The sequence below is a fragment of the Neisseria sp. HMSC067G12 genome (assembly GCF_001812725.1).
In the GTDB taxonomy this organism is placed as follows: domain Bacteria; phylum Pseudomonadota; class Gammaproteobacteria; order Burkholderiales; family Neisseriaceae; genus Neisseria; species Neisseria perflava.
Window position 1 is genome coordinate 237,745 of the sequence record NZ_KV810212.1, and the last position, 18,231, is coordinate 255,975.

Annotated in this window: 19 protein-coding genes and 1 other RNA gene; all 20 read left to right on the top strand. The window is 50.6% G+C overall.

Annotated features, from left to right (window positions below; genetic code table 11):
• The first annotated feature begins 39 nt into the window (after positions 1–39).
• The 20 genes from HMPREF2871_RS08705 to hpaR all read left to right on the top strand — a co-directional run bounded on the left by HMPREF2871_RS08705 (position 40) and on the right by hpaR (position 18,221).
• Positions 40–1,350: an O-antigen ligase family protein gene (locus tag HMPREF2871_RS08705; protein WP_049336953.1), complete on the top strand. Its 1,311-nt coding sequence runs from the start codon at positions 40–42 to the stop codon at positions 1,348–1,350.
• Positions 1,347–2,417, top strand: a complete 1,071-nt coding sequence (locus tag HMPREF2871_RS08710) for a glycosyltransferase family 4 protein (RefSeq protein WP_049344291.1) — start codon at positions 1,347–1,349, stop codon at positions 2,415–2,417. The genes HMPREF2871_RS08705 and HMPREF2871_RS08710 overlap by 4 nt, the downstream gene beginning before the upstream one ends.
• 13 nt (positions 2,418–2,430) lie before the next feature.
• The gene (locus HMPREF2871_RS08715) at positions 2,431–3,603 is read left to right on the top strand and encodes a glycosyltransferase (RefSeq protein ID WP_049336951.1); all 1,173 of its coding nucleotides are present in this window, start codon (positions 2,431–2,433) and stop codon (positions 3,601–3,603) included.
• Positions 3,596–4,213 carry a sugar transferase gene (locus HMPREF2871_RS08720; RefSeq protein WP_004520870.1) on the top strand — a complete coding sequence of 206 codons (618 nt, stop codon included), beginning with the start codon at positions 3,596–3,598 and terminating at the stop codon, positions 4,211–4,213. The genes HMPREF2871_RS08715 and HMPREF2871_RS08720 overlap by 8 nt, the downstream gene beginning before the upstream one ends.
• Entirely contained in the window at positions 4,200–5,174 is a 975-nt protein-coding gene (locus tag HMPREF2871_RS08725) for an ATP-grasp domain-containing protein (RefSeq protein WP_070629752.1), read from the top strand. Before HMPREF2871_RS08720 ends, HMPREF2871_RS08725 begins: the two co-directional genes overlap by 14 nt.
• Positions 5,167–5,859, top strand: a complete 693-nt coding sequence (locus HMPREF2871_RS08730) for an HAD family hydrolase (protein ID WP_036492784.1) — start codon at positions 5,167–5,169, stop codon at positions 5,857–5,859. The genes HMPREF2871_RS08725 and HMPREF2871_RS08730 overlap by 8 nt, the downstream gene beginning before the upstream one ends.
• A gap of 13 nt (positions 5,860–5,872) precedes the next feature.
• Positions 5,873–6,652 (top strand): methionyl-tRNA formyltransferase, encoded by a 780-nt coding sequence (locus HMPREF2871_RS08735; protein WP_039862513.1) that lies wholly within the window; start codon positions 5,873–5,875, stop codon positions 6,650–6,652.
• A complete protein-coding gene (locus HMPREF2871_RS08740) occupies positions 6,645–7,820 on the top strand; it encodes a DegT/DnrJ/EryC1/StrS family aminotransferase (protein WP_004520874.1) in 1,176 nt (391 codons plus the stop codon). Before HMPREF2871_RS08735 ends, HMPREF2871_RS08740 begins: the two co-directional genes overlap by 8 nt.
• A 109-nt stretch (positions 7,821–7,929) precedes the next feature.
• Positions 7,930–9,831 (top strand): polysaccharide biosynthesis protein, encoded by a 1,902-nt coding sequence (locus HMPREF2871_RS08745; protein WP_004520875.1) that lies wholly within the window; start codon positions 7,930–7,932, stop codon positions 9,829–9,831.
• A gap of 43 nt (positions 9,832–9,874) precedes the next feature.
• A complete protein-coding gene (locus HMPREF2871_RS08750) occupies positions 9,875–11,002 on the top strand; it encodes a polysaccharide export protein (protein WP_004520876.1) in 1,128 nt (375 codons plus the stop codon).
• A 169-nt stretch (positions 11,003–11,171) separates the two neighbouring features.
• Positions 11,172–11,621 (top strand): low molecular weight protein-tyrosine-phosphatase, encoded by a 450-nt coding sequence (locus tag HMPREF2871_RS08755; protein ID WP_004520878.1) that lies wholly within the window; start codon positions 11,172–11,174, stop codon positions 11,619–11,621.
• 26 nt (positions 11,622–11,647) lie between these two features.
• Positions 11,648–13,807, top strand: coding sequence for a polysaccharide biosynthesis tyrosine autokinase (locus tag HMPREF2871_RS08760; RefSeq protein ID WP_004520879.1), 2,160 nt, complete (start codon positions 11,648–11,650; stop codon positions 13,805–13,807).
• A gap of 135 nt (positions 13,808–13,942) precedes the next feature.
• Positions 13,943–14,932: an NAD(P)H-dependent glycerol-3-phosphate dehydrogenase gene (locus tag HMPREF2871_RS08765; RefSeq protein WP_004520880.1), complete on the top strand. Its 990-nt coding sequence runs from the start codon at positions 13,943–13,945 to the stop codon at positions 14,930–14,932.
• 74 nt (positions 14,933–15,006) lie between these two features.
• A complete protein-coding gene (locus HMPREF2871_RS08770; RefSeq protein ID WP_039862529.1) occupies positions 15,007–15,330 on the top strand; it encodes a hypothetical protein in 324 nt (107 codons plus the stop codon).
• An 11-nt stretch (positions 15,331–15,341) separates the two neighbouring features.
• Complete coding sequence (zapA, locus tag HMPREF2871_RS08775) at positions 15,342–15,644, top strand: cell division protein ZapA (RefSeq protein WP_003681511.1); 303 nt, start codon at positions 15,342–15,344, stop codon at positions 15,642–15,644.
• 8 nt (positions 15,645–15,652) lie between these two features.
• Positions 15,653–15,833, top strand: a non-coding RNA gene (ssrS, locus tag HMPREF2871_RS08780) — 6S RNA.
• 179 nt (positions 15,834–16,012) lie between these two features.
• Positions 16,013–16,444, top strand: coding sequence for a 50S ribosomal protein L13 (gene rplM, locus HMPREF2871_RS08785; RefSeq protein WP_003684605.1), 432 nt, complete (start codon positions 16,013–16,015; stop codon positions 16,442–16,444).
• A 12-nt stretch (positions 16,445–16,456) separates the two neighbouring features.
• Positions 16,457–16,849 carry a 30S ribosomal protein S9 gene (gene rpsI / locus HMPREF2871_RS08790; RefSeq protein ID WP_003681515.1) on the top strand — a complete coding sequence of 131 codons (393 nt, stop codon included), beginning with the start codon at positions 16,457–16,459 and terminating at the stop codon, positions 16,847–16,849.
• Between the two features lie 85 nt (positions 16,850–16,934).
• The gene (locus HMPREF2871_RS08795) at positions 16,935–17,444 is read left to right on the top strand and encodes a protein disulfide oxidoreductase (protein WP_039862516.1); all 510 of its coding nucleotides are present in this window, start codon (positions 16,935–16,937) and stop codon (positions 17,442–17,444) included.
• A 339-nt stretch (positions 17,445–17,783) separates the two neighbouring features.
• Positions 17,784–18,221 (top strand): homoprotocatechuate degradation operon regulator HpaR, encoded by a 438-nt coding sequence (hpaR, locus tag HMPREF2871_RS08800; protein ID WP_004520883.1) that lies wholly within the window; start codon positions 17,784–17,786, stop codon positions 18,219–18,221.
• Positions 18,222–18,231 lie beyond the last annotated feature (10 nt).

Below are 18,231 nucleotides of genomic sequence, written 5' to 3' on the forward strand. Positions count from 1 at the left end.
ACCTGAGATCCACGTCTCTACGATAACAACAGAATGACCATGAAAATAAAACGTCTGAACTTATACACTTACATCCTATACATTATGCTCGCAGCCTATATGCTGGGGCCTGCGCTGTCCTTTAAGGTCGGCGTGCCGCGCATCGACAACCCGTTGACCCTGATATTTGTACTGCTTGGTTTTGTCGTATTTTTTCTGGAAAGCAAGCATATTCCGCGCAAGATTTTTGCCATGCTCTGCGCCCTGACCGCCATGTGCATTTGGCCTGCCATCCACATGGGCATTACGTCGCTGACGCCGACGCAGTACATGGATATTTTGTTTTTTATGGCGGTTCCGACTTTCTTCTACTTGTTTTACCAAGTATTGAAACGTGCCGAAGACCCTTTGAGGACAATTCAGAAGTTCCTCATCGTATTTACGCTGTTTATCACCGTACCTCCGTTTGTAGAGCTGGCTACCGGTATTCAGTTTGTGAGTGCCAGCGATGAGTTGGCTATTGATGAAGGCTCGCTCAAAGGCTTGTTCTTTAACCCGAACAACCTTGCCGCCACTGCAGTCTGCCTTGCACCTGCCATTTTGTTTTTCTTCCAACTCCAAGGACGAAAACACAAAGAAAAACTACTGGGCTGGGTTTTGTTCCTGCTGTTGGGCATGGCCATTTTCGCCAGCGTATCGCGTACCGCCATCGGCTGTTATCTGTTGATTTTGCTGGTTTATACAGCCTATCGCAAAAACGGTTTTATTACTGTCGGCGTCGCAGGTTTGCTGGCTTTAGTGTTGTCGATGATTCCGTCACGCGCGATTGCGGAATTTTTGCTGTCGCTCAACGGCAACCAGTTCTTAGAACGCTTTTCCAGCCGCGTGTACCTCTTCCTGTACGACTTGGGCAGCGACAACTCCGTGTCCTACCGTCAGGAGATTTACAACTACTTCTGGAACAATCCGCCCCTGCTGCTGACCGGCTACGGTCCTAAAAACTTCCGCGAATATTTCGGCGGCCATTTGAGTGGCAGCTTGGGCTTTGAAAACCCGCACAGCTTCATCATCGAGCTGTATCTGGGTTTCGGCATGATTTCCTTGCTCGGCTTTATTGCTTTTGCGGCGTTTTATTTCCTTTACACCACCTCAAACCGCGCAGTAACCGGTAAATCGCGCGTTTTGGCTTGGGTTGCCTTGGGCATTTTCCTGCTGGCCGGTTTTATTCCGTCCACCATTTTGCGTATGCCGTTTATTTGGCTGCCCTGCCTGCTAATCTTTATTTACAGCGTATTTGTTGCGCCCAAGCTGAAAGATATGGCCGCTTACGCATACAACGAAACACTATACGATACGAAGAAACCATCATGAAAATCATCCTGACTACCTCCATGTCCGGCCTCGGTGGCACTGAAAATGCCACTTTCCGCCTCGGCCGCCTGCTCAAACAACGCGGACACGATACCGTATTGGCCTCTTCAGACGGCCCTTTGATTCAGGAAGCGCAAGCATTGGGCATCCGTTGGCAGCCGATTGATTTTTACCAAGGCGGTCTTTTGGGTTACGTCAAAGGCATGTTTGCCTATATGAAACTGCTGAAAAAAGAGAAACCTGATGTGATTCACTGCCAAATGGCGCGTATCGTTCCGGCCTGCGCCATTGCGGCCAAGTTTGCCTCTCCGAAAACCAAAGTGTTCTACCACGCGCGCGGCCTTGACCCGGAAACTTATCCAAAAATTGCTAAGCTTTTTGACAAGCTGGGCGTGTACATCATCGGCAACTGTAAACACGAACGCGAAAAACTCATCCGTTACGGTTTCCCTGCCAACCGCATCACCTACACTTACAACGCCCTGCACAAAACGGATTTCATTCCTGAAAAAACGGTCAAAGACTATGTCCAACTGGGCACGCTTTCCCGTTTGGACACCGTCCGCGCCGTGCATCTGATGTTGGATATTTTGAAGAAAATGGTTGGCCGCGGTATGCCTGTACGCCTCAACGTTGCAGGTATCGGCGAAGAAATGGACAACCTCAAAGCCCAAGCCAAACGTTTGGGCATTGAAGACAAAGTCACCTTCCTCGGTGGCGTCCGCGACTTGACCAGCTACTTCAAAGAAGTCGATATTTTGGTGAACACGCCGCATTGCGTGGGCGACCACGGCGCAGGTGTCGGCAACAATATTTTGGAAGCCGGCCTTTACGATACGCCTGTCGTGACCTACAACATGGCGGGCATTTCCGAAATGGTCATCACCGGTCAAACCGGCTATTGCATTCCTTTCGGCGATGACGAAGCGTTTATCGAAGCCGTCGATACACTCATCAAGCATCCAGAGTTGCGCGGTCAAATGGGCAAAGCCCTGCACAAACATGTCGAAACCTTATGCTCCGACGATGAAATCTACCGCACCACCATGGCTGCGTACGAAATGTAAGGCCGTCTGAAACATGAACATTACCATCGTCGCCCCTTATTGCTCGCTGCCGTCCGAGCCGCATTTCAACCGCTTCTGGTATCTTGCCGAGCTGTTGTCGCAGTCGCATGACGTGTTGCTGATTACCAGCAACTTCAAGCACTACGACAAATCTTTCAGACGGCCTGAAGATGCCGAGGCCGCCTCACAAGGCCGTCTGAAAGTCATGCTGTTGGAAGAAAGCGGATATAGCAAAAACGTGTCTTTGGGGCGCGTGACCAGCCATCACCGCTTCGTCAAACATTTTGAACAATGGTTGGAAAACTGCCGTCCGGGCGAACAAGACGTCGTCTTTTCCGCCTATCCGCTGATTGCCACCAACCTGCTGTTGGGCAAACACAAAGCACGTTTGGGCTACAAACTGATTGTCGATGTGCAGGACGTATGGCCAGAGTCTTTCTCCTCGGTCGTACCTTTTTTGAAAAAAGTACCGCACAACCTGCTGCCCTTTGCTTCACGCGCCAACCAAGCCTACCGCTACGCCGACGCACTGGTTGCCGTATCGCAGACTTATCTCGACCGCGCCAAAGAAGCCAATCCGAACGTACCTGGCGAAGTCGTTTATATCGGCGCGGATTTTCCCAAACTCGATGCCGCGCCTGCCAAAGATTTTGGCGACGACAAAACCCGCTTTTTCTACTTGGGCACGCTCAGTTACAGCTATGACGTGGAAACTGTGTGCAAAGGCGTTCGCAAGCTGTTGGATGCCGGCGAAAACGTCGAATTGCACATCATGGGTGGCGGCCCCGATTTTGACAGGCTCAAACAATATGCCTGCGACGGCATCAAGTTTTACGGCTACATTCCTTACGCCGAAATGATGTCGGTCGCCAAAGGCTGCGACATTTCCGTCAACGCCATCCACTCTTACGCCATGCAGTCGATTACCAACAAACTGTCCGACTATATGGCTTTGCAAAAACCGATTCTGAACAGCCAGGTCAACGACGAAGTTGCCGAAGTCCTTACCCTGCTGCCGCATGCGAACTATCGTTCCGGTGATGTGGACGGTTTCGTTCAAGCCGCCAAAGATATTTTGAAGCGCAAAAACGATCCTGTTCAGTCCGAAGAAATCGTCCGCCGCTTCAAACGCGACGTTGCCTATCAAAAAATCGTCAACCTGATTGAAAGATTAGCTCATGAATAAATTTTTCAAACGCCTGTTTGACATTATTGCCTCTGCTTCAGGGCTGATTATCCTGTCGCCTGTGTTTTTGATTTTGGTGTACCTCATCCGCAAAAACTTAGGCTCGCCTGTGTTCTTCATCCAAGAGCGACCGGGCAAGGATGGCAAACCGTTTAAAATGATTAAATTCCGCTCCATGCGCGATGCAATCGATAAAGACGGCAACCCTCTACCGGACAGCGAACGCCTGACCGATTTCGGCAAAAAATTACGCGCCACCAGTTTGGACGAACTTCCTGAATTATGGAATGTCTTAAAAGGCGAGATGAGTCTAGTTGGACCTCGTCCGCTGCTGATGCACTACCTGCCGTTGTACAACGACTTCCAAAACCGCCGCCACGAAATGAAACCGGGCGTGACCGGTTGGGCGCAAGTCAATGGCCGCAACGCCATTTCATGGGATGAAAAATTCGCCCACGATGTTTGGTACATCGACAACTTCAGCTTTTGGCTGGATATCAAAATTTTGTTCCTGACGGTTAAAAAAGTCTTCGTCAAAGAAGGCATCTCAGCCGAAGGAGAAGCCACCATGCCTTATTTCACGGGTAATAAAACTGATGAAAAAAAATAACATACTGATTCTGTCGGCAGGTCGCCGTGTCGAATTGGTGCAGGACTTCCAAACCGAAGCCGCACGTTTTTCAGACGGCATCGGCGTTTTTGCTACTGACCTCAACCCCCACATGTCTTCTGCCTGCCATGTTGCCGACCGCGCTTTCAGCGTGCCGCGCATCGATGCAGCCGAATACATTGACAGCATTTTCGAGCTGGCCAAACAACACGACATCGGTCTGATTGTGCCAACCATCGATACCGAGCTGCTCAAACTGGCCGAAGCACGTGACCGTTTTGAAGCTGAAGGAATACATATTGTCATTTCGGATGCAAAACTGATTACCCTGTGCCGCGACAAGCGCCTGACCGCAGGCCTGTTTGCACAATACGGCATCCGTTCGCCTGAAATTTACGAACGGGACAGCCTGGCCTTCCCGTGTTTTGCCAAGCCTTATGACGGCAGCCGCGCCATCGGTGCGAAAAAAATCAACACTCCGGCCGATCTGACCGCCGACATTGCCGAAGATCCGAAAATGATGTTCGCCCAATACATCGATATTGAAAATGCTTTTTCCGAGTTTACCGTCGATATGTATTACGACCGTCAAGGCCGTCTGAAATGCGCCATTCCTCGCGAACGTTTGGAAGTACGCACCGGCGAAGTCAGCAAAGGCGCGACCCGGCGCAATGCCCTGTATGAAGAGTTGGTTGAAAAAATGGCCGTATTGGAAGGCGCACGCGGCTGCATTACCGCTCAATTCTTCGTCAGCAAAACCGACAATACGACCTACGGCGTGGAAATCAACCCGCGTTTCGGCGGCGGTTTCCCACTGACCTACGCTGCAGGCGGCAACTATCCGGGCTGGCTGATTCAAGAATACATCGGCGGCCAAGACATTCCCTTCTCCAACGACTGGGAAAACAATTTAATCATGCTTCGTTATGATGCTAAGGTTTTGGTAAGAGAACATGATTAAGCCGGAAGAATCCGTCATCGTTTTTGACCTTGACGATACGCTTTACTCCGAACATGACTACAAATGCTCCGGAATACGGGCAGTTGTAGAAATGATTACGTCGCTTTATCCGCAATACAATGCCGGCGTACTATATGAAATTGCCGACAATAAAAGTAAAGACTGGCTCGACAATTTGTGTCATCATTGCAAATTAAACGAATCAGAGAAACAATCACTCTTGTGGCAATATCGACTGCATCGGCCTGCCATCCGACCCTATGTCGAACCGTCTTTTTTACGGAAGCTAATGCGCCCTTTTGCCGCACGCGCCCTGATTACAGACGGCCGCAGCCTGACACAGCGGTTGAAAATACAGGCCTTGGGCCTGACCGATTTGTTTGACGACATTTTGATTTCGGAAGCCATGCAATCGGAAAAGCCCGACGACAAGCGTTTCGTTTTCCTGCAAAACAAATATCCGGCCGCAAAACGTTTTATTTACATCGGCGACAACATCAAAAAAGATTTTGTCGCACCCAACAAACTGGGTTGGCTCTCCATAGGCATCATGCCTAAGCCGCACAATATTCATCAAGCCGAGCCCGAGCAATACGGCCGTGAATACCAGCCCACCCTTTGGATAAACACCCTGGAAGAACTGACTACACTGACAACTTCCGCCACCGAAAAAGCAAATGCATAAGGGACATTTCTCCATGAAAATCTTATTTATGGGTCGTAAACAGGTTTCCGCCAACCTGCTTCGTTTTTTGACCAAACAAGACCATATCGAAATCATCGGTGTCTTGACCGACAGCCATCTGCAAGGCTCGCCGACTACGGCCGCCGCGCAGGAATTGGGCTTGCCCCTGTACACCTTCGATACGGCTTTGGAAGCAATGCGAGAAGGCCGTCTGAAATACGATTTGGGCTTGTCCGTCCTTTACTGGCGCAAGCTGCGTGATGAATTCCTGAGCATTCCGACTTTAGGCACGATCAACTTCCACCCTGCGCTGTTGCCCGAATACAAAGGCACGGGCGGCTACAACCTGGCCATCATGGACGAGCTGAACGAATGGGGCAATACTGCCCACTACGTCGACGCTTCCATCGATACCGGTGAAATTATCGAAGTGGACCGTTTCCCTATCGACGCCGAAACAGAAACCGCCCAATCGCTCGAACGCAAAACCATGCAGGCATTGGAAGATTTCGCACGACGCATCATCACCCGCGCCATCGAGTCGAAAACCAAATTGCCAACCACGCCAAACATTGGTGGCCGCTACGTCAGCCGCGACGAGATGGAAGCCATGAAGCAAATCCACGACGGCGACAATATCGAGAAGAAAATCCGCGCCTTCTGGTTCCCTCCTTACGACGGCGCATACGTCGAAATCAACGGTCAGAAATACACCCTGATCAATCGCCAACTGCTGGAAGAAATCGCCCCCAAAGGCTCAACCAGTCTTTTCGCAGGAAAAACAAATGCTTAATACATCACTCTCCCCATGGCCAAGCTTTACTCAAGAAGAAGCCGATGCCGTTTCCAAAGTCCTGCTGTCCAACAAAGTCAACTACTGGACAGGTACGGAATGTCGCGAATTTGAAAAAGAATTTGCTGCTTTTGTCGGCACTCAATACGCCGTCGCCCTTTCCAACGGTACATTGGCTTTGGACGTAGCCCTCAAAGCAATGGGTATCGGCCAAGGCGATGATGTGATTGTCACTTCGCGTACTTTCTTGGCTTCCGCATCCTGCATCGTGACCGCCGGCGCAAATCCGGTGTTTGCCGATGTCGATTTGAACAGCCAAAACATCAGCGCCGAAACCATCAAAGCCGCTTTGACGCCAAACACAAAAGCCATCATCGTGGTTCACCTTGCCGGCATGCCTGCCGAAATGGACGACATCATGGCTTTGGCAAAAGAACATAACTTGTGGGTTATCGAAGACTGCGCCCAAGCGCACGGTGCGAAATACAAAGGCAAATCCGTCGGCTCTATCGGCCATGTCGGCGCATGGTCGTTCTGCCAAGACAAAATCATGACCACCGGCGGCGAAGGCGGCATGGTAACCACCAACGACAAAGAGCTATGGAGCAAAATGTGGTCGTACAAAGACCACGGCAAAAGCTACGATGCCGTGTACAACCGCGAACACGCACCCGGTTTCCGCTGGCTGCACGAAAGCTTCGGTACCAACTGGCGCATGTTGGAAATGCAGGCGGTCATCGGCCGCATCCAGCTCAAACGTATGCCCGAATGGACGGCGCGCCGCCAAGAAAACGCCGCCAAACTGGCTGAAAGCTTGGGCAAATTTGCCAGCATCCGTTTAGTCGAAGTGGCCGATTACATCGAACACGCGCAATACAAGTTCTACGTTTTCGTCAAACCCGAACACCTGAAAGATGGCTGGACGCGCGACCGCATCGTCAATGAACTGAACGCGCGCAAAGTCCCATGCTATCAAGGCAGCTGCTCCGAAGTGTATTTGGAAAAAGCCTTCGACAACACGCCTTGGCGTCCGAAAGAGCGTTTGAAAAACGCTGTCGAGTTGAGCGACACCAGCCTGATGTTCTTGGTGCACCCAACCCTGACCGATGAAGAAATTGCGTTCTGCAAAGAAAACATCGAAGCCGTATTGACTGAAGCCACGGCATAATCATTTTCAGACGGCCTGCAACTTCAGGCCGTCTGAAAAAAATAAAACAGCCTGCTTCAAACAATCCGTACCAAGCCACATTACAACACTCAGACACAAGAAATATAAAATGAACTTGGAAACCCTGCTGGCTCTGCCGCGCAACCTTAAAAAAACCTTCTTCGTCATCCACGATATCTTGATGATATTCGTGGCGTTTTGGTTTGCCCAAAGCCTCAAAGTGCAATATTCCGACGAATGGTTGAGTATCGCCAACTGGCTGGCTTTCGGCAGCACCGCGTTGCTGACCATCATCCTTTTCATCCGTATCGGCCTCTACCGCGCCGTTACGCGCTTCGTCAGCATCCGCGTCCTGACCGCCGCCGCATTCGGCAGCATTATTTCGGCGGTCTTGTTCTGCCTGAGCACCCTGGTTTTTGAGCAAAAACTGCACCTTGCCCTGCCCATCGTCTATTTCTTGGTCTTGGTGGTCGGCGTGACCAGCTCGCGCATGATCCTGCGCGCGATTCTGACCGATCATCACCGCAAACAGATGACACCCGTCATCATCTACGGTGCAGGCCAATCCGGCCGACAATTGCTGGAAGCCATCAAACAGGTTAACGAATACTCGGCCATTGCCTTTGTCGATGACAACCCAAAAATCCAACGCACCGTCATCTATGACCTTGCCGTCTACAACCCCAACGAAATCCCGATGCTGATCAGCCGCTACGGCGTCCGCAAAATTCTGCTGGCGATTCCAAGTTCTACGCCGGAAGAACGCAAAGACATCATCCGCCGCCTCGAAGCATACAAATGCGAAGTCCTGACCATTCCGGGCATGAAGGATTTGGTGGACGGCAAAATCAACGTCAGCTCATTGAAAAAAATCTCTGTGGTCGATTTGCTCGGCCGCGCCCCTGTGGCACCTCGCCCTGAATTGATGAGCGCCGACATCAGCGACAAAGTCGTGATAGTAACCGGCGCAGGCGGCTCTATCGGCTCCGAACTTTGCCGTCAAATTCTCAATTGCCGGCCGACCAAACTGCTGTTGTTTGAATTGTCTGAATTTGCCCTATACAGCATAGACAAAGAATTGCGCGAAACCCAAGCAGCGCAAGGCAGCCAAGTCGAAGTCGTACCGCTTTTAGGCTCGGTTCAAAACAAAGAACGCCTTAGCAGCATCATGAAGGCCTATCACGTCGACACCGTCTACCATGCCGCAGCCTATAAACACGTCCCTATGGTTGAGTTCAACACCATAGAAGGCATTCAAAACAACGTGTTCGGCACACTCTGCTGCGCACAGGCTGCCGTAGATGCAGGCGTTTCCACCTTTGTTTTGATTTCCACCGACAAAGCCGTCCGACCGACCAATACCATGGGCGCCAGCAAACGCATGGCCGAACTCTGCCTGCAAGCCCTTGCCGCCGAGCCGGAACAAAAAACACGCTTCTGCATGGTGCGTTTCGGCAATGTATTGGGTTCGTCCGGTTCCGTTGTTCCTGTATTTGAAAAACAAATTGCCGAAGGCGGCCCGATTACCCTGACTCACCAAGACATTACCCGCTACTTCATGACCATTCCCGAAGCGGCGCAATTGGTTATCCAAGCCGGCGCAATGGGTAAAGGCGGCGACGTATTCGTCCTCGACATGGGTGAATCCGTCAAAATCATCGACCTTGCCCGTCAAATGATTGTCCTCAGCGGCCTCAAAGTGAAAGACGAACAACACCCCCACGGCGACATCGAAATCAAGATTACCGGCCTGCGCCCGGGCGAGAAACTTTATGAAGAACTGCTCATCGGCGACGAGGTGCAAAAAACCACTCATCCCCGTATTATGACCGCCAGTGAAGTAATGCTTCCATGGACGCAATTATCTGACATACTGTCGGAACTCGAAACCGCTTGTTTCCAAAGCGACCAAAACAGCCTGCGCCAGCTTCTGTTGCGCGCACCGACAGGCTTCGTACCTAAAGACGGTATCTGCGACTTGGTTTGGCAACAAAACAACAAGGCCGTCTGAACATTTTCAGACGGCCCGGACACCATACTGCAAGGACTACTACATGAAAAAAACACTCTCCCTGCTTACTCTATTCGCACTGACTGCCTGCAACAGCACAACAGTCATTCCTGGTTCAACCATCAAAACCCGAACCAAAACCATTGTTTACACCGACACCGACACCGCAGCCGATACCAACCTCGACAGCCGCGTTGCCGTTTACCCCATCACGCCCAACCTGATTGAAAAAATGCGTACGCCACCCGTACTTTCCCAAGCCAACCAAGGCTTGGAGCAAAGCAAAAGCGCTTACCGCTACCGCATCGGCAGCGGCGACGTCCTCAATATCATGGTTTGGGCGCACTCCGACCTCAATTCCCCCATCCAGCAAAGCAACCCGCAAACCAACCAAGTCAGCCGCGGCGCCTGGGTGGATGAGGGCGGTTATATTACTTACCCGTTAGCAGGCAAAATTCAAGCCAAAGGCAAAACTTTGGACGAATTGCAAAATACCCTGACCAACCTTCTGAAACGCTACATCAAAAATCCTCAAGTAGCCATCAACGTTACCGAATTCCGTTCGCAACGCATTTCAGTATCCGGTGCCATCAGCCAAGCAGGTCAGCTGCCGATTACCAATATCCCGATGACCATTTTGGATGCCATCAACCAAGCAGGCGGCGTCACCCAAAGTGCCGACACCCAACACATCAAATGGACGCACAACGGCGTCGACCGCACCATTTCCCTACAAGACATGTTGCAATACGGTGATATGTCGCAAAACCACCTCCTCAGCCATGGTGACATCGTTTATGTTCCTAACAGCAGCAACAACAAAATCTACATCATGGGTGAAGTCGGCAAACAAGCCACCCTGCCGATCGGCAATCACGGCCTCAACCTGACCCAAGCGCTCGGCGAAGTGGGCGGCATGAACCAAGCCTATGCGGATGCAACCGGCGTATTCGTGATCCGCCGCGCACCTGAAGATGCGGCCAGACCTATCCACATCTACCAGCTCAACCTAAAAGATGCGACTTCTTACGCACTGGGCAGCGAATTCAAATTGCGCTCCGAAGACACCGTTTACGTTACCGCCGCCCCAGTTACCCGTTGGAACCGCGTAATGTCACAAATTACCAACTCCATCAGCAACGTCAATACCCTCGACAATACGTTTAAATAAGCAGTGGTTCCTGCTGTCAGACCCTGTTTGACAGCAGGATACAAAATCACGCACAATCCAACCAAATTACATAAACGGCATATAAAAGCCGTACACACCGCACAAACGGAAAAGCAGTACCTTATAGTCTGACTCACGCTTTTTTCAGACCATAAACCGAAACAATATCATGTACCACAACATACTCATCGTCTGCCTAGGCAACATCTGCCGCTCCCCCACCGCAGAGCGGATTATGCAGAAAAAACTACCCGGCCACCGCATCAGCAGCGCTGGCATAAAAGCACTGGCAGGTAAGGATGCCGATTTCCAAGCCATCAAAACCGCACTCAAACACGGCGTTATCGTTGCAGGCCATACGGCACGCCAACTGACTGCCCAAATGTGCGAACAGGCCGATTTGATTCTCGTCATGGAGCCCTGTCAAATTGACATGGTGGCCGACATCCATCCGCCGGCACGCAGCAAAACCATGCTGTTTGCCCAATGGTTGCCTAAAAAAACCGTACCTGACCCATACAAACAAAGCAGTGAAATGTTTGAAGCCGTTTTTGAACAGCTCAATGCTGCCGCAGACACTTGGAAAACCAAACTAAACGGAAAAACTCAACCGGTATAAAACCGGCATGAACAAGAAAGCAAGCAATGAAAAAAACGACCTACACACCTTACAGCGCAGACAACGACGAAATCGACTTCGGCCAACAGCTGCGAGTAATTTGGACAAATAAATACAAAATCCTCGCCGCCCTGCTTGCAGGCGGCATTCTTGGCGCAGCCTTCAGCCTGGCATCCACTCCGCAATACCGTGCCGATGCCATGCTGGAAATTGAAACGCGACAAAACCAAATCCTGACCGAAATCAACAGCATCTTCAACAACCAAACCACGCCGTCTGAAGCAGAAGTCGAGTTGGTTCAATCACGCTTGGTGCTGGGTAAAACCGTTGACGACCTTCAGCTTGACCAAGAAGTCAAAGCCAAATACACACCCGTTATCGGCAGCCTGATGCACAACATCAGTGGCGACCCCGATCCCAAACTGACCGTCGGCAGCTTTTCCGTACAAGACGAATGGTTCAACAAAACCTTCACACTGACCGCCAAGAGCAACAAAGCCTATACCCTTACCCTGCCTGACAAACGCGTTGTCGAAGGCAAGGTCGGCGTGCCTCTGAAAATCAACAATCAAACCACCCTCAAAATCGATCAAATCCTGGCTAATCCGGGTCAAGAATTTGCGTTAACCAAGTTCTCCCGCATCAGCGCCATCGAAAACATCCAAAACAAACTGGCTGTTATCAGCAAAGGTAAAACCAGCCCCATCATTAACCTTACCTTTACCGGCACCGACCCTAAACGTACCAGCGTCATCCTCAACAGCATTGCCGACAACTACGTTGCGCAAAACCGCGAACGCGACGTCCAAGTCGCATCCAGCGGTTTGGCCTTCATCAGCGAAGAATTGCCACGCTTGAAAGAAACCTTGCAAGACGCTGAAAACAAACTCAATGCCTACCGCCAACAATCAGGCTCTCTCGACATTCCGCTCGAGTCCAAAGGCGCATTGGAAAGCCTGACCGGCATCGAAACCCAAATTACCCTGCTCAAAACCGAAGAAGCAGGTTTGGCCGAGCTGTACACGCCGGAACACCCTTCCTATAAAGCCGTATTGGACAAACTTGCCGTCCTCGAACGCGCTAAAAACAAAATCAACCAACAAATTGCCGAGTTGCCGAACACCCAACAAGAAGTTATCCGCCTGACCCGCGACGTAGAAACCAACCAAGCAACCTACGTCCAACTGTTGAGCAAACAACAAGAACTCAACATCATGAAAGCCAGTGCACAAGGTAATGTTCGCATCGTCGATTATGCCTATGTCCCTGAAAACCCCGTTGCCCCGCGCAAAGCCGTCATCACGCTCCTGAGCGCACTTGCCGCAGGCTCATTGACCGCTTTGTGGCTGATGATTCGCAACCGCATGAAAAACGGCATTACTTCATCCGAAGAAATCGAAAACCTCAATTTGGAAGTCGTCGCTCTTGTTCCGCACTCCAAAACCCAGCAAAAACGCGACTTCTTCAAAAACAAATTCAAAAAAACCGGCGGCCGTTCCAACTATCTGCTGGCCAGCGAAGACCGCGCCGACACGGCAGTCGAAGCCATCCGCGCCCTGCGCACCAATATCTACTTCTCCATGCTGGACGCGCCTAACAACGTCCTCATGATTACCGGTGCCGCGCCTGAAGCAGGCAAATCCTTTATCTCTGCCAACCTCGCCACCGTAATGGCGCAGTCAGGCAAACGCGTTCTGCTTATCGATACCGATATGCGCAAAGGCTACCTCGACCGACTCTTCGGCCTTACCCCCGAGTTCGGCTTGTCTGACATCCTCAACGGCAAAGCAGCTCCGGCAAAAGCCGTACAAGAGACCGGCATTGAAAACCTCCACCTTATCAGCAGCGGCAGCTATCCTAGCAATCCGTCCGAGCTTTTGATGGACAACCGTTTCAACGAATTGCTCGCCCACGCGCGCCAACGCTACGATTATGTCATCTTGGACACGCCGCCCGTATTGGCCGTTACCGACGCCATCATCATCGGCCAACATGCCGGCACCGTCCTTATGATTAGCCGTTATGCGCACACGCGTGCACGAGAGCTTGAAGCCAGCGTCGAACGCCTCAAACAAAACCACATCAACATCAAAGGTGTTGTCCTCAACGGCATGAAGCGCGAAGCCAACAACAGCTACGACTACTACGCCTACGATGCCTACCATTCCGGTAACAATAAATCATAAACCGAAGCAGGCCGTCTGAACTTTCAGACGGCCTAAGGCTTTTTAAACAGCACAAAATATTTTTCACAAACGCCGCCCTTGCACCCCAAAGCCGTTTGTTTTAAAGTAAGCCCCGTTCCCATATGGAAGAGAAACATGAAAATTACCGTCATCGGCGCAGGTTCGTGGGGTACAGCTCTCGCGTTGCACTTTGCGCACCACAACAATGAAGTTGCCCTTTGGACACGCAATCCCGACCAAATCCGCACCCTGCAAGCAGATCGCGAAAACAAACGCGGCCTGCCCGGCTTCCCTTTCCCTGAGTCCCTGACCGTTCACGCCGATTTGGGCGAAGCGCTGAAAGACAGCCAACTTGCCCTGATCGTTACCTCCGTAGCCGGCCTCAGAAGCAGCGCCGAGCTGCTCAAACAGCATAACGCCGCCGATATTCCCGTTCTCGCCGCCTGCAAAGGTTTTGAACAAGATACCGGCCTTTTGACTTTCCAAGTACTGAAAGAAGTCCTACCTAACAATAAAAAAATCGGCGTTCTCTCAGGTCCGAGCTTTGCCCAAGAACTTGCAGCCCAACTGCCTTGCGCCGTCGTGTTTGCTTCCGAAAACAAAGACTGGGTGGAAGAAACTACTGCCCAACTGAACACCAACGTAATGCGCCTGTACGGCAGCACCGACGTCATCGGTGTCGCAGTGGGCGGTGCCGTTAAAAACGTCATGGCAATTGCCACCGGCCTTTCAGACGGCCTCGAATACGGCCTCAATGCACGCGCAGCCTTAGTAACACGCGGCCTTGCCGAAATCACCCGCCTTGCCATCGCCATGGGCGCACAACCCAAAACCATGATGGGCTTAGCAGGCATCGGCGACCTTATCCTGACCTGTACCGGCGCACTCTCGCGCAACCGCCGCGTCGGCCTAGGCCTCGCAGAGGGTAAAGAGTTGCATCAAGTGCTTGTCGAAATCGGCCACGTTTCCGAAGGCGTCAGCACCATTGAAGAAGTCTTCAACACCGCCGCCAAATACCAAATCGATATGCCCATCACTCAAACCCTGCTGCAACTCATCCGCAAAGAAATGACCCCGCAGCAAGTCGTTGAACGACTGATGGAACGAAGCGCGCGCTTCGAATAAACGGTCGCGCCGTCTGCCATTCAGACGGCCTGACGCACAATATGGCGGCCATCAGGCCGTCTGAAGGGAAACACATGAACCAATCACTGAACAATCTGGAAATCAACGTTTACCAACTTGTCCAAAAATTTGAAACGCTGGTTTCAGAAAACCGCCGTCTCAACGAAGAAATCGACAGACTCAAACTCGAGCAAGAGCAACAAAAACGCCAACACGACGCGGCCATTGACGAACTCAGCGAAGCCTTGCTGGTTCAAGTCGGCAAACTCAAAGAGGACCTGCAAAGCAAAATTGACAACCTGACTGCCGAAAAAGAAAACTACCGCAACGCGCTGGCCCAAAGCGCAGACCAAATCCGCAGCCTCATTACCCGATTGCCCCAAGAAACACAACAATAAAAGGATGCCCCGTGAGTATCGAACAAGTCAATCTCGACATCATGAATGTCAACTTCACCATCAACACACCGAGTGAAGAAAAAGCCACCCTTCTGCAAGCCGTTGAAATGCTCAACAAGAAAAGCGATGCGATTAAAGAAAGCGGCCGCATCGTCGGCACAGACAAAATCGTCGTCATGGCAGCCCTCAACGTCGTGCACGACCTCTTGAAAACCACCCTCAACGACGATTTGGCAATCGGTGAATTTGAGCGTAAAATAACCGACATGAACAACGCGTGCCAAAAAGCACTGGCGCGCTTGGAGCAAAACTGATTTCCCCCTTTTCCCTGCGGTGTTCGCGAAGGCATATATTCCTTTGAACCAATACGTTCGCTTTAGGTTGCCGGGAGCTGTAGTGGGCGCGAGCGTCCGTTTATTGGACGCACCCGAAACTACCCGAGGTGACCGCCTTGTCAGCAAGGTTCAAGCGGATTCAGCCTAAACGGCACTCGTGGGGATTCCCTAAAAAAAGCCATACCGACAGGTGTGGCTTTTCCCTTTCCAAGTAAAGACTTTCGTAAAGATTTCCGGCCGTCTGAAAAAACCGCATATTCATGCATCAAACACACTCAATTAAGATTGACAAAAACCAATCTCCTCTTTAAAATCCATAACTTTCTATATATATCTGGATTCCAACCATGAAAACCTTCTCTGCAAAACCCCACGAGGTGAAGCGCGAATGGTTCGTCATTGACGCAGAAGACAAAGTTCTGGGTCGTGTCGCAGCCGAAGTCGCACACCGTCTGCGCGGCAAACACAAACCCGAATACACCCCTCACGTTGATACTGGCGACTACATCATCGTCATCAACGCAGACAAACTGCGCGTGACCGGTGCTAAATTCGAAGACAAAAAATACTTCCGTCACTCTGGTTTCCCAGGTGGCATCTACGAGCGTACTTTCCGCGAAATGCAAGAGCAATTCCCAGGCCGCGCTTTGGAACAAGCCGTAAAAGGCATGTTGCCTAAAGGTCCTCTGGGCTACGCCATGATCAAAAAACTGAAAGTGTACGCTGGCGCCGAACACGGCCACGCTGCACAACAACCTAAAGTTTTGGAACTGAAATAATAAGGACACGACATGAACGGTAAATACTACTACGGCACAGGCCGCCGCAAAAGTTCAGTGGCTCGTGTATTCTTGACTAAAGGTACCGGCCAAATCATCGTAAACGGCCGTCCCGTTGACGAATTCTTCGCACGTGAAACCAGCCGCATGGTTGTACGTCAACCTCTGGTTCTGACTGAAAATGCCGAATCTTTCGACATCAAAGTTAACGTAACCGGTGGCGGCGAAACCGGTCAATCCGGCGCCATCCGTCACGGCATTACCCGCGCCCTGATCGACTTCGACGCAGCCCTGAAACCAGCCCTGTCTCAAGCAGGCTTCGTTACTCGCGATGCTCGTGAAGTTGAACGTAAAAAACCTGGTTTGCGCAAAGCACGTCGCGCAAAACAATTCTCCAAACGTTAATACGTTTTCAGAATCGAATCAAAAAGCCTTGCTCTGCAAGGCTTTTTTCATTTATAAAACAATAATCCAATATCCTCCGCAATATATGATGAAAACCCTGCTCCACTACGCCAAATCATTGCTTCAGGCCGTGATTATTTTCATTTTGCTCTCCTTGATTGTCGACTGGGTACGCAAGCCTAACCAGCCCTTACAATCAGCGGCACAAACCATTACTTTAACCGATGGGCAAACCACTTCCCTTCAATCCTTCAGCCAAAATCGGGTTGCCGTCGTTTATTTTTGGGGTAGCTGGTGTCGTATTTGTTCATACACATCATCAACCATAGAAAAACTGCACCAAGACAATATCCCAACATTGGGCGTAGCCTTGCGCTCCGGAAGCGACACGGACATTGCCCACCATATGCAAGAAAACAACCTATCCTTTCCAAATTTCAATGATTCAGACGGCCTGATGGCTCAAAAATGGAATATAGCCGTCACACCGACCATTATCATATTAAAAGATGGCAAAATGATTCATCACACATCCGGGCTTTCTAGCTACATCGGCTTAAAAATCAGAATTTACTTAGCAGACATCTTCGGCTAAATTCATTGAAAATCCACCAAAAATAGAAAATCCAAAGAATCATCTTCGCCGAATATTTTTATCCTATTCCACTTCATAAATAAATAAACTATCTCTTTCCCGATAACATATGATTTTGTTGAGATTATAAAGAAAATAGACTAAGATATAACCATAAGAACAATTGGAAACATTATTATCAAAACAAACTGTTAGAGATCTTCATCTAATATTGTGGCAGTGATGCTTTTGTTCCCATGACCCGGCTGCCGACGGCAGCCTTAAAACAGCAATATTCGCCTTTATCAATCTACCTCACGCTTCAACGGTTTGATTTTTGATAACACCGGAGACTTAGTAATGCCCAACCAATCTAAACATGCATCTATCAATATCGGTCTGATTCAGGCACGGGAAGCATTGATGACCCAATTCCGCCCTATTCTGAACCAAGCCAATATTACTGACCAGCAATGGCGTATCATCCGGCTCTTAGCGGAAAACGGCACACTCGACTTTCAAGATTTGGCCAATCAGGCCTGCATCCTCCGTCCCAGCCTGACCGGCATTCTGACCCGCTTGGAAAAAGCAGGTTTGGCCGTGCGCTTGAAGCCTTCCAACGACCAACGCCGCGTTTATCTGAAACTGACGCCCGAAGGCGAGAAACTCTATGAATCCACCGGCGCATTGGTTGACGAGCGCTATGACGCAATTGAAAAAGTCCTCACCAAAGAAAAAATGGCACAACTCAAAGAACTCTTGGCAGAGCTGGCAAAAATCGAACAGGCATTAAAATAAAGCGAGCCGG

Excerpts from the sequence above, each read along its gene's own strand:
- HMPREF2871_RS08745 (WP_004520875.1), top strand. The coding sequence starts at position 7,930 with ATGAACTTGGAAACCCTGCTGGCTCTGCCGCGCAACCTTAAAAAAACC.
- HMPREF2871_RS08720 (WP_004520870.1), top strand. The coding sequence starts at position 3,596 with ATGAATAAATTTTTCAAACGCCTGTTTGACATTATTGCCTCTGCTTCA.
- HMPREF2871_RS08795 (WP_039862516.1), top strand. The coding sequence starts at position 16,935 with ATGATGAAAACCCTGCTCCACTACGCCAAATCATTGCTTCAGGCCGTG.
- HMPREF2871_RS08770 (WP_039862529.1), top strand. The coding sequence starts at position 15,007 with ATGAACCAATCACTGAACAATCTGGAAATCAACGTTTACCAACTTGTC.
- HMPREF2871_RS08725 (WP_070629752.1), top strand. The coding sequence starts at position 4,200 with ATGAAAAAAAATAACATACTGATTCTGTCGGCAGGTCGCCGTGTCGAA.
- hpaR (WP_004520883.1), top strand. The coding sequence starts at position 17,784 with ATGCCCAACCAATCTAAACATGCATCTATCAATATCGGTCTGATTCAG.
- HMPREF2871_RS08715 (WP_049336951.1), top strand. The coding sequence starts at position 2,431 with ATGAACATTACCATCGTCGCCCCTTATTGCTCGCTGCCGTCCGAGCCG.
- rplM (WP_003684605.1), top strand. The coding sequence starts at position 16,013 with ATGAAAACCTTCTCTGCAAAACCCCACGAGGTGAAGCGCGAATGGTTC.
- HMPREF2871_RS08765 (WP_004520880.1), top strand. The coding sequence starts at position 13,943 with ATGAAAATTACCGTCATCGGCGCAGGTTCGTGGGGTACAGCTCTCGCG.
- HMPREF2871_RS08735 (WP_039862513.1), top strand. The coding sequence starts at position 5,873 with ATGAAAATCTTATTTATGGGTCGTAAACAGGTTTCCGCCAACCTGCTT.
- HMPREF2871_RS08730 (WP_036492784.1), top strand. The coding sequence starts at position 5,167 with ATGATTAAGCCGGAAGAATCCGTCATCGTTTTTGACCTTGACGATACG.
- HMPREF2871_RS08755 (WP_004520878.1), top strand. The coding sequence starts at position 11,172 with ATGTACCACAACATACTCATCGTCTGCCTAGGCAACATCTGCCGCTCC.
- HMPREF2871_RS08705 (WP_049336953.1), top strand. The coding sequence starts at position 40 with ATGAAAATAAAACGTCTGAACTTATACACTTACATCCTATACATTATG.
- HMPREF2871_RS08740 (WP_004520874.1), top strand. The coding sequence starts at position 6,645 with ATGCTTAATACATCACTCTCCCCATGGCCAAGCTTTACTCAAGAAGAA.
- rpsI (WP_003681515.1), top strand. The coding sequence starts at position 16,457 with ATGAACGGTAAATACTACTACGGCACAGGCCGCCGCAAAAGTTCAGTG.
- HMPREF2871_RS08750 (WP_004520876.1), top strand. The coding sequence starts at position 9,875 with ATGAAAAAAACACTCTCCCTGCTTACTCTATTCGCACTGACTGCCTGC.
- HMPREF2871_RS08760 (WP_004520879.1), top strand. The coding sequence starts at position 11,648 with ATGAAAAAAACGACCTACACACCTTACAGCGCAGACAACGACGAAATC.
- HMPREF2871_RS08710 (WP_049344291.1), top strand. The coding sequence starts at position 1,347 with ATGAAAATCATCCTGACTACCTCCATGTCCGGCCTCGGTGGCACTGAA.